Below are 17,266 nucleotides of genomic sequence, written 5' to 3' on the forward strand. Positions count from 1 at the left end.
CCGATGCCCTCGCTACTGTCGATCACCGCGCACTTCTTCCTGCAGATCGCGGTCATACTGCTGACCTACCGCCTCCTCTGGCCGCTCTTCCGCCGCCTGGCTCAGGTGCAGGTGGTGGCCATCATGGTGGCGGGATTCCTGCTCGGCCCCTCGGTGCTGGGCTGGATCTGGCCGAGCGGACAGAGCTGGCTGTTCCCCACCACGCTGACCATCGGAGCCGAAACTCTCCCACACCCCAACCTCACCGCCATCTACGTCGTCGGCCAGCTCGGGCTCGTGCTCTACATGTTCCTGGTCGGGGCGTCGTTCAAGCTGGACATCCTCGGCGCGCACGCACGGCAGGCGGGTGTCACCTCGGCAGCCGGCATCGGCGTCCCCCTGGTCCTCGGCGGTCTCGTCGGATGGTGGATGGTCAGCCTCGGCGGATACTTCACAGACAAGGTCGAGCACTGGCAGGGCGGCCTTTTCGTCGCCGCCGCCGTGGCCATCACGGCGTTCCCGATGTTGGCGTGGATCGTCTATGACTCGGGGCTTCTCAACACCCGATTGGGGACGATGGCGCTGTCGTGCGCCGCGGTCGACGACGCGTGCTCGTGGGTGCTGCTCGCGACGGTGGTGTCGACGGCCAAGGGCAGCATGTCCGGCGCGTTCCTCGCCGTCGGCGGCGGGCTGGGTTACCTGCTGTTCATGCTCGTCGTCGGCCGCAGGCTGCTGGCACGGTTGGAGACCTGGACGCCGCCGCGCGCCGACACCGAACGCACGGGCGGCCTCCCCATCGCACATGTCAGCGTCGTCCTGCTCGTGATCCTGACGGCGAGCTGGTTCACCGACGTCGTCGGAATCTATTCCGTGTTCGGTGCTTTCGTGGCCGGGACGGTCATGCCGCGCGGAGCGCTCCTGGACGGTATCCGCGAACGGTTCGAGCCGATCGTCGCCTACCTGCTGCTGCCGGCGTTCTTCATCTATTCGGGCCTGAACACGCAGCTCAACCTGATCCTCGATCCCGCGACACTGGTCATGGCGGGGGTGGTGCTCGTTGTGTCGTTCGCCGCGAAGTTCGGTGCGATCGGACTGGCGGCGCGGTCGCAGGGAATGAGTTGGTACGAGGCGGGGTCGATGGGTGCACTGGCCAACGCCCGCGGCCTGATGGAACTGATCCTGCTCAACATCGGACTCGAAGCCGGACTGATCTCGAGCAAGCTGTACACGATCTTGGCGCTGATGACGATCATCACCACGTTCGTGGCGACACCGCTTCTTCGGATGTTCCAGCGGCGTCTGCAGTTGTCCGGGTCGAGGTTCGGCCCGGCCGGGCAGGAGCCAGACGACCTGCCCTCGGTGGCGGAACGGACTGAGTGACGTTGGGGGCCAACGTCTGTACCGCACCAGGAGCTCGGTCAGTCGGTGTGTTCCGGCAGTGACAGCTCGAGCCGCGCACCGCCGCTGGGTGAGCTCGCCAGGCGGGCCTGCCCGCCGGCGTCCCGCGCGGCTTCGGCGATGATGGCCAAGCCCAAGCCGGCCCCGCCGTGCTCGCGGCTGCGGTCATCGTCGCGGCGCTCGAACCGGTGGAACAGCCGGAGCCGATCGTCTTCGGGTATGCCCTCGCCGTCATCGTCGACAGTGAGAATGACCCGCCCACCCACCGCGGTGAGGGTGAAGTCGACCCGATGCCTGGTGTGGCGCCGCGCATTGTCCGCGGCGTTGCGCACGGCCCGGGCCAGTAGACCCTCGTCGGCGAGCACGCGTGCGGGCCCCACCCGTGACGTGTCGACGGCAACGCCGAGTCGGCGCAGGCGGTCGGCCTCGGCCAGCACGATGTCGTCCAGATCGACTTCGCTGCGGTTGCGGATGCGTCCCTCGTCCAGCCTGGCGAGCAGAAGAAGGTCGTTGACGAGATCGTTGAGGCGTGCCGCCTCGATGTCGACGACAGAGGCCAGGGAGTGGATATCGGTGGCCTCGGGGTGATGGAGCGCGACCTGGGCGTGCTGGCGGATGGCCGCCACGGGGGAGCGCAGTTCGTGTGATGCGTTGGAGACCAGTCTCTGTTGATTGCGCTGGGCGCTCTCCAGGCGATCCAGCATCCGGTTCATCGTGGTGGTCAGGCGTGCGATCTCGTCGCGCCCCCCGGGCGGTTCCACCCGGCGTGACGGGTCGTCGCCGATCGATTCGACGTCGAGGCGGATCCGCTCGACGGGCCGCAGGGATCGCCCGACGACCGTCCAGGTGAGTGCGGCGACGAACAGGCTGACGGTCGGAACGGCGATGGTAAGGAGGACGCTGACGAGTCGGGTGGCGTCGTCCTCGCTTTCCAGTGAGCGTCCCACCACGACGTATCGGGCGGCGCCGGTGAGACCGTCGATGCTGCTGGACTCGACGACGTACCGGTACCCGCGGATGTCGGTGATCTGCTGCGTGTCGGACACCGGTAGCGGCCCGAGACCGGCGAAATCGCTGTCGGCGGTGGCGATGACGCGTCCGTCTTCTTGCAGCTGGATCACCACGTCTTCGCCGTCGAACGGGGGGAGCACATCCTGGATGCTGCTGCCGGCCATCGTCTCCGCGTTCTCGGCGATTCGGTCGGCCTGCGCCTCGGCGGCATTCCCCTGGGTCTGGATGAGCGCGTACCGAAGCAGCGCGACGAACGCGATCGCTCCGAGTGTCAGCATCAGCAGAACGACAGCGGTGGTGGCTGCGGTGATCCTGACCCGCAGCGAGAGCCCGGAGCGGTTACGCATCGGCGATCAGCCGGTAGCCCGCCCCGCGGACCGTCTGAATGGTGTCCAGGCCGAACGGTTTGTCGATCTTGGCCCTCAGGTGGGCGATGTAGACCTCGACGATGTTGGAATCCCCGTCGAACGTGTCCGACCACACTCCCTCGAGAATCTGCTGCTTCGATTTCACTGCGGCGACATCGCGGGCCAGGAACAGCAGGATCGCGAACTCGCGGGCCGTCAGCCGGATCGGCCGATCCGAGCGCCACACTTCCCGCGTCGCAGGATGGACCCGCAGCGACCCCACTTCGATCAGCGTCGGCCGCTGAGGCCGACCCCGGCGGATCAACGCGCGCAGCCGTGCGACCAGCACCGGGTACTCGACCGGTTTGACCACATAGTCGTCCGCGCCGGTGTCGAGGCCTTCGACCTCGTCCCAACCGCCGTCCTTGGCGGTCAACATCAAGATCGGCGTCCAATTTCCCTCGTCGCGCAGTGTTCGGCAGACGACGTAGCCGTTGATCTCCGGCATCATGATGTCCAGCACGATCGCGTCATAGCGGATCTCGCGGGCGCGCCACAGGCCATCAACGGCGGTGTGTGCCAGATCCACCGAGAATCCCTCGGCCACCAATCCGCGGCGGACACCGTCGGCGAACCTCACCTCGTCGTCGATCACCAGCACCCGCACCTCACCAGTGTGACTGCATTCACGTGAACCCTGCCTGAACGGGCCGCCCTTTTCAGGCTGCGTTCAGCATGCCGGGGAGAGCATGTGCACCGGCCGCCAGCGCGGGCGGTGTACGGAAGCGACTCGGTCTGCGTCCGGCATCACCAGAACAGATGCCGTCGTCGCCGCTTACTCAACTAGGGGAAACATGAAGACGATCAGTCGGGTGCTGGTGGCGATGGTGGCGTCCGTCGCGGCTCTGTTCGTGAGCGCGGGCACCTCGCATGCGGGGCTGGACAATGAGCTGAGTGTGGTGGACGGCCAGGGCCGCACGCTGACGGTTCAGCAGTGGGACACCTTCCTCAATGGTGTGTTCCCGCTCGATCGCAACCGGCTGACCCGCGAGTGGTTCCACTCCGGCAAGGCGACCTACATCGTGGCCGGTGAGGGTGCCGACGATTTCGAGGGCACGCTGGAGCTGGGTTACCAGGTGGGCTTCCCGTGGTCGCTGGGTGTGGGCATCAACTTCAGCTACACCACTCCCAACATCGCCTACGACGGTTTCGCCTTCGACAACAGTTTTGTCGACCCCGACCTGGGCTTCCTCGACACCATCGTGACGCCGCCGCTGTTCCCCGGTGTCTCGATCTCGGCGGACCTGGGTAACGGTCCCGGTATCCAGGAAGTCGCGACCTTCTCGGTGGACGTGGCCGGCCCGGGTGGTTCGGTGGTCGTGTCCAACGCCCACGGCACCGTGACCGGTGCTGCCGGTGGTGTGCTGCTGCGTCCGTTCGCCCGGTTGATCTCCTCGACCGGCGACAGCGTCAGCACCTACGGCGCCCCGTGGAACATGAACTGAGACAACGCCCATGCGCAGCGTGCAATCTCTTTCTTTTCGAAACAGTCCCCGGGGCGGCATCGGCAGCTAGGCTGACCGCTCGTGGATGTCGGCTTGGACGCAACGCAACGCGCCTGGGTGGACGAAGTGCGAGCATTCCTGCGCGAGAACGTGACACCTGCGCTGGAGGCGGAGTACGCCGAACATGGCCTGGAGTGCCTCGGCGGTGAGGTCTCGGCGTTCCGGCGCAAGGTGGGCGAGAAGGGCTGGTTCGGCCTGTCCTGGCCGAAGGAGCACGGTGGCCTGGGACTCGGCGCCGTGCACCAGCACCTGCTGATGCGCGAATTCGAGTACCGGGGCGTTCCCGGGCCGGACCTGACCGTGACGTCGGTGGCGCCGATGATCATGCGGCACGGTACCGACCAGAACAAGCGGGAGTTCCTACCTCCGATCGCGCGCGGCGAATTGATCTGTGCGGTCGGCTATTCCGAGCCGGAAGCGGGAACCGATCTCGCCGGCCTGCGCACCCGCGCCGTACGTGAGGGTGACGAATGGGTGATCAACGGGTCGAAGATCTGGAACAGCGGCGCGCAGCGCTCTACCCACGAATGGCTCTGTGTGCGCACCGATCCCGATGCGCGACGGCATCGCGGGATCTCGGTGATCATCGTGCCGCTCACCTGCCCCGGGATAGAGATCCGGCCACTGACTGCCTGGTCCGGCTACCGCACCAACGAGGTGTTCTTCCGCGACGTCCGCGTTCCCGCGACGAATCTGATCGGTGAGCAGAACCGCGGGTGGACCTATATCACCGGCGCCCTCGACCTCGAGCGCGGTGCGCTGACGAATGCCGGTGACCTACGGCGCGCGCTCGACGAGCTGCAGCGGTTGGCGCGACTACCTCGGCGGGACGGTTCGATCCCGCTCGACACCCCGTCTTTCGCACGGCGGCTCACGCAGGCCGAGGCCGACGTCGACGCGGCGACGCTGATGGGGCTGGAGGCTGCCTCGTTGCTGGACACGGGCGTCATCCCCACCGTGGAGGTGAGCGTCGAGAAGATCTTCACCAGCGAACTTCGGCAGCGGATCGCCGATCTGGCCATCGACCTGCTGGGACCCGACGGCCTGCTGGCCCATCGCACGGACGGCGCTCCGGCCGGCGGGGTGTTCGAGCGCCTCTATCGCGCCGCACCGCTGATGAGGTTCGGCGGCGGAGCCAACGAGGTTCTGCGGGACGTCATCGCCCAGCGCGGCCACGGCATGCCGTCCTACGGACGTTGACGAGGAGCCGGACATGCGACTGCTACTCGGTGACGACGAACGAGAGTTCACGTCCATGCTGCGGCGTGTGCTGTCGGCGGGGCCGGCCGCACCGTCGCTGTGGAGTGCGCTGGCGAAAGCGGGCGTGCTGGGACTCACGCTGCCGCACGAGTACGGCGGTTCCGGCGGAACCCTCACAGACCTCGGCGCCTTCTGTGTGGAGGCCGGGCGCGGTCTGTGCCCCACCCTCGTGCACAGCACCATCCAGGCAGGACTCGCGCTGCACGCGCTGGGCAACGATGCGCAGCGCGGCGCCCTGCTCCCCGGATTGGCTTCCGGAAAGTGCAGTGCCGTAACGGCTTTGTGGTCACCGGTGGACGCCGGGGACGTGACGCCCGCGCTGAGGGCGACACGGGTGGACGACGCCTGGCTGCTCAACGGTCGGGTCGACTTCGTGCTCGACGCTCCGTGCGCCGACTACGTCGTCACGTCCGGGATGGACACGGCCACCGGACGGACGCTGGTATTCGTCGTTCCCATCGAAGCGGATTCGCTGCGCGCCGAACCATTGACGATCATGGGGGGCCAGGCCGCAGCCCGCCTGTGCTTCGACGACGTGGCGATTGCGGACGGACACAGGGTGCTCGGCGCCGACGGGGGAGTCGCCGACGGGCAGCTACGCCGGATCGCCGATACCGCGACGGCGTTGTGGTGTCTGGACCTCGTCGGGGTGGGTGAGGCGGCACTGCAGCGGACCGTCGATCACACGGTGATGCGCGAGCAGTTCGGCAGGCCGATCGCGTCGTTTCAAGCGGCCCAGCACCTGGTGGCCAACATCCACATCGCCCTGTCCGCCGCCCGGCTGGCCGCGTGGGCCGCGGTGTCGGTGCTGGAGAGTGGAGTCGACGGGAGGCGGCAGTGCGCCGTCGCCCGCATGCATGCCGCCACCGCCGCCAAACTGGCCACCCTCGATGCGCACCAATTGCACGGCGGCATCGGCTATGTCGTCGACACCGATCTGCACCGGTACTCCGAGCGGGCCCGGGTGCTCTCGACCTTCGGCGGCGGCGCGGACGTGGCGGCGACGTGGCTTCAGGAGACGGATTCATGACGGACGAGGGCCTGATCGACGCGGAATCGGCGGCCCGGGTGGGTACCGTCGCGGCCCGCGCGACCGGCGACGTACACCGACTGCAGTGGCAGCGCTGGGCCGCGGCCGTCGGCGACCACAACCCGCTCTGGTTCGATCCCGGATACGCACGCGCACAGGGCTACCGCGACGTGATCTGCCCGCCACTGTTTCTGCAGTACACCGTGCTGGGTGTTGCGGCGCTGGACAGTCTGCGCCCGGACGGATCGTCGGGAGCGGTCTCCGGCGGACTGGCCTTCCCGCGGGCTCCGCGCCGCATGGCCGGCGGCGAGTCCACCGTGTTCCACCTGCCCGCCTATCACCGCGACGACGTCGAGATGGTGCGGACCATCGAGTCGATCGTCGAAAAAAGCGGTCGATCAGGACGATTCGTCCTCGTGACGTGGCACACCGCGTACCGCAACCAGCACGGCGACCTTCTCGCCGAGGCCACCACGTCGATGATCGCCCGACCATGAGGCCCGGCGGGCATGAGCGCTGGGCCCACGCGCGAAGCGCAGGGGACGACCGAGGGAAAGAGGAGGACCCTGGAGTGGCCGTGCAGTTGTGCTACGAAGACGTCGAACCCGGCGACGAGCTTCCCCCGCTCACCATCACCGTCGTCCAGACGCAGATGTTCTTCTTCAGCGCCGCGACCTACAACGGCCATCGCATCCACTACGACAAGGACTGGGCCACAACGGTCGAGGGCTACGACGACGTGCTGGTGCAGGGCCCACTGCAGTCCGCCCTGCTCGCCCGCGCTCTCACGGACTGGATCGGCGGGCGCGGGCGGCTGATCCGCTATGCGGTGCAGAACCGGGCTGTGGCCTATCCGGGCGAGGAACTCACCTTCGGCGGCGTGGTGACGGCCAAAAGGATGGAGGGCGGGCAGGCCCAGGTCGACGTCGACATCGCGGGGCGACGGGGGGACACCGTGCTGATGCCGGGATCGGCCACCGTCGTGCTCCCGACCCGCGGCGACCTGCCGTGAGCTCAGGTCAGGGCGGCCTCCGCGGTCAGGCGGCGATCGTCGGCATCGCGGAGTTGCCCGCGCAGCGCAAGCAGACACGTCCCGAACTCTTCACCATCGACCAGTACGCGGCACTTGCGGCGATGGTCATCGACGACGCCGGCCTCGACGGCTCGGTGATCAACGGAATCGTCTGCCACGGCATCGCCGAGTCGGACATGTTCGCCCCTGCCACCCTCAGCGAATACCTGGGAATGCCTGTCGATTTCGGCGAACGCGTGGATCTGGGCGGAGCCACCTCGGCGGGGATGGTGTGGCGTGCCGCGGCGGCGGTGGAGCTGGGCCTCTGCGACGCGGTGCTCGCCCTCGTGCCGGGATCGACGATGGTGCCGCACTCCCAGCGCAGGCCGCCGGCGCCGCCGGCCTGGTACGGCGCATCGAGCAACAAGTTCGGCTCCCCGCAAGCCGAATACGAGATCCCGTACGGCAACGTCGGCCAGAACGCCCCCTACGCCCAGATCGCCCAGCGCTATCGCGCGCTCTACGGCTATGACGCCGCCGCACTCGCCAAGATCGCCGTCGACCAGCGCACCAACGCGTGCGCGCATCCCGACGCGGTGTTCCACGGCGCACCGCTCACCATCGACGACGTCCTGAGCAGCCCGATGATCGCCGATCCCATCCACATGCTCGAGACCGTCATGCGCGTTCAGGGCGGCGCCGGAGTGCTGATCGCCAACGCCGACCTCGCCGCCCAGGCACGGCATCGCGCGGTGTGGGTGAAGGGCTTCGGCGAGCACATCGCCTTCAAGACGCCCACCTACGCGCGCGACATGATGGTCACCCCGGTTGCCCGCTCGTCGGCGAAGGCGTTCGCGATGGCCGGCCTGACCCAGGCCGACGTCGACGTCGCGTCGATCTACGACTGCTACACCATCACCGTGCTGATGACGCTCGAGGATGCCGGCTTCTGCCCCAAGGGCCAAGGTGCGCGGTGGATCAACGATCACGACCTGACATTCGGCGGTGATTTCCCGCTCAACACCGCGGGCGGGCAGCTGTCGTTCGGCCAAGCCGGAATGGCAGGGGGCATGCACCACGTCGTCGACGCCGCCCGCCAGGTGATGGGTCGCAGCCTGGCGGCGCAGGTGAGCGGCTGCGACGTCGCCTTCGTCACCGGCACCGGCGGCATCATGAGCGAGCAGGTGGCCCTCGTGCTGGGAGGAGACTGACGTGACCGAGACGCCACCGCTGCCCGAACCGACCCCGGTGTCCGCGCCGTACTGGGCGGCGCTGACCGAGCACCGCATCGTGATCCAATACTCCCCGTCGCTGGCCCGGTACGTGTTCTACCCGCGCACCCTGGCTCCCGGCACGCTGGCCGACGATCTGGAGTGGCGCGAGATCGACGGTGCCGGGACGCTTTTCACCTATACCGTGGCGCGGCGTCCCACCGGACCTCCCTGGGCTGATGTGGTGCCTCAGCTGTTGGCGATCGTGGAGTGGGACGAGGGACCGCGCGTCAGCACCGAACTCGTGGACGTCGAACCGGATGACATCCGAATCGGCATGCGGGTCACGCCGGTGTTCCACGATGTGCCCGATACCGGGATCACGCTGCTGCGGTACCGGCCGGCGTGAACCTCACGTGGTGCGCTTGGGCTTGCGTCTGCGTTTCGCGGCGAGGCGGTCCAACTCGGCGAGCAGCGTATCCGCGCGCGCGCATTCGTCGGCGTAGTACTGGGCCGACCAGTTGAGCACCGCGACGGGGTAGGCCCATTCCGGCACCGGCGCGGCACCCTCGGCGTGATCGAGGGCCAGCACGCGCATGCGTTCGGACTGTGCGCGGTGTGCCAGCACCACTTCCCGCAGCTTGGCCGGATCGGCGGTGTGGCCCAACCACGCGCGCAACATGATGCCGTGCTTGAGCACCGCGGGCTCTGGCGCCTCCTCGGTGGTCCATGCGGACACCGCGCGCTCACCTTCGGCGGTGATGCGATACACCCGCTTCTCCCGTTCGCCCCGCTTGCGCTGCACGTTCTTGTTCTCGTCCAACCGGGAGGCGACCAGGCCGAGCTCTTCGAGCTTGTGTAGTTCGCCGTAGATCTGGCTGAACGACGGTGCCCAGTAGAAGAACTTCAGACTCCAGTCCGCCCAGCGCTTCATGTCGAAGCCGGACAACTCCTGACCGAACGACAGCAAGCCCAGCACTGCGTAGCTGGTGGCCCGCAACCGCGGGCGCGGCTCGGTGTGGTCGTCGGCCATGGCGTCACCCTAGATGAGGATCCCCGCAGGGAAGCCGACATTTCGGCCCGGCCACGTCTCTATTTCTGATAGAAACAGATCACCACCAGCGAGGAGCCCATGGACGACGGTGTAGCCGCGATGTTGCGGACGCTCGACGACGCGTTTCCGGCGGTCGAACAGATGTCCGCAGAGGCGGCGCGCGCTGCGGTGGCGGCTCGACGCCAGCCGGTCACCAATGCCGACGATGCCGTGGCCGAGGACCGCGTTCTCCGGCTCGCGGGCGGACCCGTCGATGCGCGGATCTACCGCCCCCACGGTGCCGCCGACGAGCGCCGTGCCGGTGTGGTGTTCTGCCACGGCGGTGGATTTGTGCTGTGCGACATCGAGAGCCACGACGGCTTCTGTCGGGCGATGGCTCGGCACACCGATTCTGTCGTGGTGTCCGTGGGTTACCGGCGCGCACCCGAGCATCGCGCTCCCGCCGCCGCGGAGGACGCGTACGAGGCATTCACGTGGGCCGTCGCCAGCGCGACGCTGCTCGGTATCGATGCGCACCGCATCGCGGTCGCCGGCGACAGCGCCGGCGGCAATCTCGCCGCGGTGGTGGCCATCCTGTGCCGGGAACGCGGCACGCCCAGGCCCGCCGGACAGGTGCTGCTGTATCCGGTGATCGATCCGTCCTGTGACACCGAGAGTCAGCGGAGCAGGGCCACCGGCTGCTTCACCACCAGGGCGGCACTGCAGTGGTACTGGCACCAATACCTCGGTGGCGACACGGTGCCCGACCCGGCCTACCTCGTCGCGCCCGCGCGCGCCGAGTCGCTGGCCGGCCTGCCCCCGGCGGTCGTGGTGACCGCCACCCTCGACCCACTGCACAGTGAAGGGGTCGCCTACGCCGGGCGGCTGCGCGCCGCCGGAACGCCGGTGCTGCACCGCGACTTTCGCGGCCTCTTCCACGGATTCCTGACCATGATGCCGTTTCCGCCCGCGATCGCCGCCCGCGACCTTCTATGGTCCGACATGCGCGAGCTGTTGAGCGCCGACGCCGCCCGGGGTGCGTCGTGACGGCCGCCGACCACGACGTCATCGTGATCGGCGCCGGGTTCGCCGGACTCTATGCGGTGCACCGAGCGGTCGCCGCCGGTCTGAGCGTGCTCGGCATCGACGCTGCGGACGGCGTGGGCGGCACCTGGTACTGGAACCGCTATCCGGGGGCGCGCTGCGACGTCGAAAGTGTGGACTACTCCTATTCTTTCGACGAGCAGCTGCAGCAGAGCTGGACCTGGACCGAGCGGTTCGCCGGGCAGCCTGAGATCCTCGCCTATCTGGAGCACGTCGCCGACAGGTTCGACCTGAGGCGGCACTACGCATTCGGCACCGAGGTGACGGGTGCGGTGTTCGACGAGAGGTCCTCGACGTGGCAGGTGCACACGTCCAGTGGTCCTCCCCGCCGGGCCACCTACCTGCTGTGCGCCACCGGGTGCCTGTCCGCGGTCAACCGGCCCGATCTGCCCGGCATCGACGACTTCGCCGGCGACGTCTACTACACCGCAGACTGGCCGGAGCAGTCGCCGGATTTCGGGGGCAAGCACGTCGGACTCGTCGGCACCGGCTCCTCGGGTATCCAGGCAACACCCCTGATCGCGGCATCAGCAGCATCGCTGACGGTGTTCCAGCGCTCACCCAACTACAGCGTGCCCATGCCGAATCGCCCCTGGACCGACGAGGACGTCCAGCGGATCAGGGCGGAGTACCCGGACCGTCGCCACCGGTCTGCCTATGCGCCCGCAGGCACCCCGCACACCAGCACCGCGCCACCCGCTGCGCAGAGCACCGCCGCGGAACGCGAAACCGCCCTGCGCCAGAGGTGGACCCAGGGTGGCGTGTTGTTCAGCAAGACGTTCCCGGATCAGCTGACCGATCTGGCCGCCAACGACATCGCCCGGGAGTTCGCCGAAGCCCGCATCCGGGAACTCGTCGACGACCCCGCGGTGGCCGAGGACCTGATCCCGGTCGACCATCCCATCGGCACCAAGCGCATCTGCACCGATACCGGGTACTACGAGACGTTCAACCGCGACCACGTCACGCTCGTGAATCTGCGCCGCGAACCCATCACGGCGATCACCGCCGATTCCGTACAGACGACCACCGCCGGCTATCGCTGCGACGCGCTGGTGTTCGCCACCGGCTTCGATGCGATGACGGGTGCGCTTCGCCGCATCGATCCGGTGGGTACGGCAGGGGCCCGGCTCGGCGACCTGTGGCAGGACGGTCCGATCACGTTCCTGGGCTTGATGATTCCCAAGCTTCCCAACCTGTTCAGCTTCAGTGGACCAGGCAGCCCGTCGGTGTTGGCGAACATGGTCCTGCATGCCGAGGTGCAGGTCGACTGGGTTATCGCCCTGATCGCGGCGGCCCGCTCCGACGGGGTCGCACAGGTAGAGGCACGCGCGGATGCCGCCGCAGCGTGGACCCGGCACGTCACCGAGGTCGCCGAGGGGACATTGTTCGTCCACGCCACGTCGTCCTGGTACCTGGGCGCCAACATCGACGGCAAGAAGCGTGTCTTCATGCCCTACATCGGAGGATTCGGCACCTACCGCAGACACTGCGACGAGGTCGCCGAGAACGACTACACCGGTGTGGTGTTCACGACACGATGATCCCGTACCGGCTGGACGGCAAGGTCGTCCTTCTCACTGGCGCAGCGCGGGGACAGGGCGCCGCCGAAGCGGAACTGCTCGCCGAGCTGGGCGCTCAGGTGATCGCCTGCGACGTGCTCGACGCCGACGGTGCCGCGCTCGTGCAGCGGCTGGGTGACCGAGTGCGCTACCACCGTCTCGACGTGACGGATCCGCGCGCCTGGGCCTCGGTGGTCGCTGCCGCCGTCGCCGACCACGGGCGCATCGACGCCCTCATCAACAACGCAGGTGTGTACCGCCGGGCGCCGCTCGCCGACTGGTCAGCGGCGCAGATCCGGGACATGTTGGACGTCAACCTGGTTGGCCCCATTCTGGGAATGCAGACGGTCGCACCGGTAATGCCCCAGGGCGGGGCGATCGTCAACATCGCGTCCTCTGCGGCGCTGCGAGGATTCGGCGGCGCGCTGCCGTACGCGTCGTCGAAGTGGGGACTCCGCGGCGCCAGTCGGTCGGCGGCCGTCGAGTTCGCGCCGCGGATCCGGGTCAACTGCGTGATCCCGGGCGCCGTCGACACACCGATGATCGACGCCGACAGCCTCGACTTCTCCCACCTTGCGGTGCCCAGGGCCGCGTACCCGCAGGAGATCGCGGGGATGGTCGCGTTCCTGATCAGCGACGCCGCCGGCTACTGCACCGGCGCGGAGTTCGTCGTCGACGGCGGTGCGACGGCATGACGCGAGCTGTGCCCGAAGGGCCGACCACCGAGGAGGCGCCCCGTGCGTGAAACCATCCAGCAGGTCCTGCGCGACCGCGTGCACGACGACGGCGTCGCCGTCATCGGTGACGACCGGACGTGGACCTGGCGCGAGCACCTGGCCGAGGCCGCCGCGGAGGCCTCGGCGATGATCGCACTGGCCGACCCGGCCCGACCGCTCCACGTCGGGGCCCTGCTGGGCAACACCCCCGCCATGCTGCGGTCCATGGCAGCCGCCGCACTCGGCGGCTACGTGCTGTGCGGCGTCAACACCACTCGCCGCGGAGAAGGACTGCTGGCCGATATCCACCGCTCGGATTGTCAACTGCTGCTGATCGATTCAGAACACAGACCGCTTCTCGACGGACTCGACCTCGCAGGCGTCACGGTGATCGATGTGGCGTCGCGCACCTACCTTGACGCGGTCGCCACCGCGGCGCCGCTGGTACCGCATCGCGAGGTCGCCGCCACCGACCCCCTGATGCTGATCTTCACCTCGGGCACCAGCGGCAACCCGAAGGCCGTGCCGTTCGCGCATGTGATGGGCGTACTCAGTGGCAGCAGCCTGGTCCTTCAACTGGACGTCACGCCCGACGACGTGTGCTACCTGTCCATGCCGCTGTTCCACTCGAACGGGGTGGCGGCCGGCTGGGCGGTCGCCGTCTGCAGCGGCGCGGCGATGGTGCCCGCCAGATTCTCGCCGTCGCGCCTCCTGCCCGATATCCGACGCTACGGGGCCACCTACATGAACTACGTCGGCAAACCGCTGGCGCTGGTGCTCGGCACGCCGGAGCTACCCGACGATGCCGACAACCCCCTGCGTGTCGCCTTCGGAAACGAGGCCGCCGACCGTGACATCGACGACTTCGCCCGCCGGTTCGGTTGCCGGGTGATGGACGGATTCGGGTCCAGCGAGTTCGCGGTCATCGTGGTCCGCGAAGACGGCTGCCCACCAGGGTCCATCGGCAAGGGCTGGGAAGGTGTCGCGGTCTACCACTCCGACACCGTGACCGAATGCGCCACAGCGGTATTCGACGAGAGCGGCGCGTTGGCCAACTTCGATGAGGCAGTCGGTGAGCTGGTCAACACCACCGGGGGCGGTGCGTTCGGCGGCTACTACAACGATCCTGACGCCACCGAGGAGCGGATGCGCCACGGCATGTACTGGTCCGGAGACCTCGCCTACCGCGATGCCGAGGGCTGGATATACCTGGCGGGCCGCACCGCCGACTGGATGCGCGTCGACGGCGAGAACCTGGCTGCCGCCCCCGTGGAACGCATCCTGCTGAGGTTGCCGCAGGTCAACCACGTCGCGGTGTACGCGGTGCCCGACGAACAGGTCGGCGATCAGGTCATGGCGGCCGTGGTCCTCAACGACGGAGCCGACCTCACCCCGGCCGAGTTCGAGGCTTTCCTTGCCGCGCAGCCCGATCTGTCGCCCAAGGCGTGGCCCCGCTATGTCCGGATCAACGCATCTTTACCGCAGACGGCGACCAACAAGATCCTCAAACGCGAACTCATCACAGCGGGGGTGACGGCCGCCGGGGGACAACTATGGGAACGGCCCGACCGGCAGCGCTCGTACACAGTGGTGTCCGCGGTGCCGGTGTCCGACCGGGTGAGCCGGTGAAGACCAGGGGAGCGCTCCTGTGGGGCGTCGACGAGCCGTGGTCGGTCGACGAGATCGAGATCGACGATCCCCGCCGCGACGAGGTGACGGTGCGACTGGAGGCGGCCGGGCTGTGCCGCTCCGATCATCACCTCACCACCGGCGCCCTGCCCGCCTCGGGCACACCGATCCTCGGCGGGCATGAAGGTGCGGGAGTCGTCGTCGCGGTCGGCGCCGACGTCGACGACCTGGCGGTGGGTCAGCACGTGGTGCTGGCCTGCGTGCCGTCGTGTCGGCAGTGTTCGTGGTGCCAGGCAGGACACCCAAATCTGTGTGAGCGGGCCGGTTCGATGCACTCCGGCCGATCGATCAGCGATTCATCGTTCCGGATCCGCGCGAGGGGACGCGATGTGTCCGCCGTGTCGTTGCTCGGCGCGTTCTCGCCCTACGCCGTGGTGCACCGCGCCTCGGTGGTGCCCGTCGACGCCGCGGTGCCGTTCGAGGTCGCGTGCCTGCTCGGCTGCGCCGTCGCCACCGGGTGGGGTGCGGTGACGCGGTCTGCGCGTGTCCGGCCGGGCGACGACGTCGTCGTGATCGGCGCGGGCGGGGTCGGTATGAGCGCCGTTCTGGCTGCCGTCGTCGCGGGGGCGCGCCGCATCATCGTCGTCGAGCCGCTCGAATGGAAGAGGGACCGTGCCCTGAAATCGGGTGCGACACACGCATATCCGGACACCTCGACGGCCATCATGGAGGTGGCTGCGCTCACCGGCGGCTTCATGGCCCACAGGGTCATCGTCGCGGTGGGGGAACCGCTCGGCAAGGACCTCGACAGCTGGATGATTCTCACCGGCAAGGGCGGCCGATGTGTGCTCGCATCGATCGCCGACACGCGCTCCTTCGACGTCACCGTCCATCTCGCCCTTCAGGTCCTGATGCAGAAACGGCTGCAGGGCATCGTCAACAGCGGCGGGGACCTTCGTCACGATGTCGCGCTGCTGGCTGCCATGTATCGGATGGGCAGGCTGGACCTCGATGGACTGGTCACCAGGAGTTACCGGCTCGACGACATCAACGACGGCTTCCGCGACATGCTGGCAGGCAACGTTATTCGGGGTGTGATCCGCTACACCGAGGACGACTGGGCGCTGTGACGACCTCCGGAGTAGTCGACCGGCCAATGCTTGATGCCGTTGATCATGCTCGATCGCAGGCGCTCGGGAGGCCCGGTCGGCCGTAGATCGGGAAGGTGGTCGGCAATCGCGTTGAACATCAGGTCGATGGTCATCCTGGCCAAGCTGGCGCCGACGCAGTAGTGCGCCCCGGTGCCGCCGAACCCGAGGTGGGGGTTGGGGTGTCGCAGGATGTCGAAGGAGAAGGGGTTGTCGAAGACGTCTTCGTCGAAGTTCGCCGAGCGATAGAAGAGGACCAGCCGCTGGCCCTTGCTGATCTGGACGCCGCCGAGCTCGGTATCGGCCAGTGCGGTGCGCTGGAAGGCGTTGATCGGGGAGGCCCACCGGATGATCTCGTCGGCGGCGGTCTTCGGGCGCTGGGCCTTGAAGAGCTCCCACTGCTCGGGATGCTCGGTGAAGGCGATCATGCCCTGGGTGATCGACTGGCGCGTCGTCTCGTTGCCGGCAATCGTCAACGTGACGACGAACATTCCGAACTCGGCCTCGGTGAGCCGGCCGTCGGCGTCGGCGTCCAGCAGTGTGCTCACGATGTCGTCGGAAGGCTTACCTGCCTTGTCAGCCGCCAATTGCATGGCATACCACATCAATTCGGCTGCCGAGCCGAGTGAGTCGTACTCGGCGAACTCCGGATCCTCGTCCCCGATCATCTGGTTGCTCCAGTCGAACAGCTTCTCCCGGTCCTCCTGCGGCACGCCCAGGAGACCAGCGATGGCCTGCAGCGGCAGTTCACGGGCCACATCGAGGACGAAGTCGCCGGTGGACGCCTCGGCGGCGCCCGCGGCGATGCGCTGAGCGCGTTCTCCCAGCTCGGCACGCAGCCGCTCCACCGCTCGCGCGGTGAAGCCGCGAGAGATGATCTTGCGCAGCCGGGTGTGTTCGGGATCGTCCATCATGATCATCGACGCCCGCCCGGCTTCGATCTGACCACCGCCGCCGGTCACTTTGTACCGGGGTACCACCGACTTCTCCGCCGAGGAGAACACGTCGCTGCGCAGCGAGACCTCCCGCACGTCGCGGTGCTTGCTCACCACCCAGAAGCCGCCGTCGCCGAAGCCGCCGACATCGGGGGCCTGAGCGTTCCACCAGATCGGCGCTGAACGGCGCAACTCGGCCAGCTCCTCCTCGGGCACCCGCTGGGCGTAGATGTCGGGATCGGTGAAGTCGAAACCGGGTGGCACAACGGGAGCGGGCATGTCGGCACCTCCAAGGCTGCTCCGCTCAGCAATACCTCACGCCGGTC

General features: G+C 68.1%; 17 protein-coding genes. 13 read left to right on the top strand and 4 right to left on the bottom strand.

Annotated features, from left to right (window positions below; translation table 11 throughout):
• The first annotated feature begins 3 nt into the window (after nt 1-3).
• Nucleotides 4-1,359 (top strand): cation:proton antiporter, encoded by a 1,356-nt coding sequence (locus EL337_RS08025; protein WP_048630462.1) that lies wholly within the window; start codon nt 4-6, stop codon nt 1,357-1,359.
• Nucleotides 1,360-1,397: 38 nt separating this feature from the next.
• Here EL337_RS08025 and EL337_RS08030 read toward each other — a convergent pair whose 3' ends face one another.
• The gene (locus tag EL337_RS08030; protein WP_048630463.1) at nt 1,398-2,735 is read right to left on the bottom strand and encodes a sensor histidine kinase; all 1,338 of its coding nucleotides are present in this window, start codon (nt 2,733-2,735) and stop codon (nt 1,398-1,400) included.
• Entirely contained in the window at nt 2,728-3,402 is a 675-nt protein-coding gene (locus tag EL337_RS08035; RefSeq protein WP_048630464.1) for a response regulator transcription factor, read from the bottom strand. Before EL337_RS08035 ends, EL337_RS08030 begins: the two co-directional genes overlap by 8 nt.
• Before the next feature lie 187 nt (nt 3,403-3,589).
• On the opposite strand from EL337_RS08035, the gene EL337_RS08040 reads away from it, so the two are divergent.
• From EL337_RS08040 to EL337_RS08070, 7 genes are all read left to right on the top strand, one after another.
• Nucleotides 3,590-4,240, top strand: coding sequence for a porin MspA (locus EL337_RS08040; RefSeq protein WP_126316535.1), 651 nt, complete (start codon nt 3,590-3,592; stop codon nt 4,238-4,240).
• Nucleotides 4,241-4,321: 81 nt separating this feature from the next.
• Nucleotides 4,322-5,500: an acyl-CoA dehydrogenase family protein gene (locus EL337_RS08045; protein ID WP_048630465.1), complete on the top strand. Its 1,179-nt coding sequence runs from the start codon at nt 4,322-4,324 to the stop codon at nt 5,498-5,500.
• A 13-nt stretch (nt 5,501-5,513) separates the two neighbouring features.
• Nucleotides 5,514-6,590, top strand: coding sequence for an acyl-CoA dehydrogenase family protein (locus EL337_RS08050; RefSeq protein WP_048630466.1), 1,077 nt, complete (start codon nt 5,514-5,516; stop codon nt 6,588-6,590).
• Entirely contained in the window at nt 6,587-7,087 is a 501-nt protein-coding gene (locus EL337_RS08055; RefSeq protein WP_048630467.1) for a MaoC family dehydratase, read from the top strand. Before EL337_RS08050 ends, EL337_RS08055 begins: the two co-directional genes overlap by 4 nt.
• A 74-nt stretch (nt 7,088-7,161) precedes the next feature.
• A complete protein-coding gene (locus EL337_RS08060) occupies nt 7,162-7,602 on the top strand; it encodes a hotdog family protein (protein ID WP_370737115.1) in 441 nt (146 codons plus the stop codon).
• Nucleotides 7,599-8,813 carry a thiolase family protein gene (locus tag EL337_RS08065; RefSeq protein WP_048630468.1) on the top strand — a complete coding sequence of 405 codons (1,215 nt, stop codon included), beginning with the start codon at nt 7,599-7,601 and terminating at the stop codon, nt 8,811-8,813. The genes EL337_RS08060 and EL337_RS08065 overlap by 4 nt, the downstream gene beginning before the upstream one ends.
• 1 nt (nt 8,814) lies before the next feature.
• Nucleotides 8,815-9,222 carry a Zn-ribbon domain-containing OB-fold protein gene (locus EL337_RS08070; protein ID WP_048630469.1) on the top strand — a complete coding sequence of 136 codons (408 nt, stop codon included), beginning with the start codon at nt 8,815-8,817 and terminating at the stop codon, nt 9,220-9,222.
• 3 nt (nt 9,223-9,225) lie between these two features.
• Here the strand turns inward: EL337_RS08070 and EL337_RS08075 are convergent, their stop codons facing one another.
• On the bottom strand, nt 9,226-9,846 hold the full coding sequence (locus EL337_RS08075) for a PadR family transcriptional regulator (RefSeq protein WP_048630470.1): 621 nt from the start codon (nt 9,844-9,846) through the stop codon (nt 9,226-9,228).
• A gap of 99 nt (nt 9,847-9,945) precedes the next feature.
• Between EL337_RS08075 and EL337_RS08080 the strand changes: the two genes are divergently transcribed.
• From EL337_RS08080 to EL337_RS08100, 5 genes are read left to right on the top strand one after another with little or no spacing between them, the layout of a single operon-like run.
• Nucleotides 9,946-10,893, top strand: a complete 948-nt coding sequence (locus tag EL337_RS08080) for an alpha/beta hydrolase (RefSeq protein WP_048630471.1) — start codon at nt 9,946-9,948, stop codon at nt 10,891-10,893.
• Nucleotides 10,839-12,494 carry a flavin-containing monooxygenase gene (locus EL337_RS08085; protein WP_083442938.1) on the top strand — a complete coding sequence of 552 codons (1,656 nt, stop codon included), beginning with the start codon at nt 10,839-10,841 and terminating at the stop codon, nt 12,492-12,494. Before EL337_RS08080 ends, EL337_RS08085 begins: the two co-directional genes overlap by 55 nt.
• The gene (locus tag EL337_RS08090) at nt 12,491-13,207 is read left to right on the top strand and encodes an SDR family NAD(P)-dependent oxidoreductase (protein ID WP_048630473.1); all 717 of its coding nucleotides are present in this window, start codon (nt 12,491-12,493) and stop codon (nt 13,205-13,207) included. Before EL337_RS08085 ends, EL337_RS08090 begins: the two co-directional genes overlap by 4 nt.
• Before the next feature lie 42 nt (nt 13,208-13,249).
• Nucleotides 13,250-14,857, top strand: a complete 1,608-nt coding sequence (fadD1, locus tag EL337_RS08095; RefSeq protein ID WP_048630474.1) for a fatty-acid--CoA ligase FadD1 — start codon at nt 13,250-13,252, stop codon at nt 14,855-14,857.
• Nucleotides 14,854-15,987 (top strand): NDMA-dependent alcohol dehydrogenase, encoded by a 1,134-nt coding sequence (locus EL337_RS08100; protein ID WP_048630475.1) that lies wholly within the window; start codon nt 14,854-14,856, stop codon nt 15,985-15,987. Before fadD1 ends, EL337_RS08100 begins: the two co-directional genes overlap by 4 nt.
• On the opposite strand, the gene EL337_RS08105 is transcribed toward EL337_RS08100, so the two are convergent.
• Complete coding sequence (locus EL337_RS08105; RefSeq protein ID WP_048630476.1) at nt 15,960-17,219, bottom strand: cytochrome P450; 1,260 nt, start codon at nt 17,217-17,219, stop codon at nt 15,960-15,962. The two genes, EL337_RS08100 and EL337_RS08105, sit on opposite strands and share 28 nt — an antisense overlap.
• Nucleotides 17,220-17,266: the final 47 nt, after the last annotated feature.

The sequence above is a fragment of the Mycolicibacterium aurum genome (genome assembly GCF_900637195.1).
Classification (GTDB): domain Bacteria; phylum Actinomycetota; class Actinomycetes; order Mycobacteriales; family Mycobacteriaceae; genus Mycobacterium; species Mycobacterium aurum.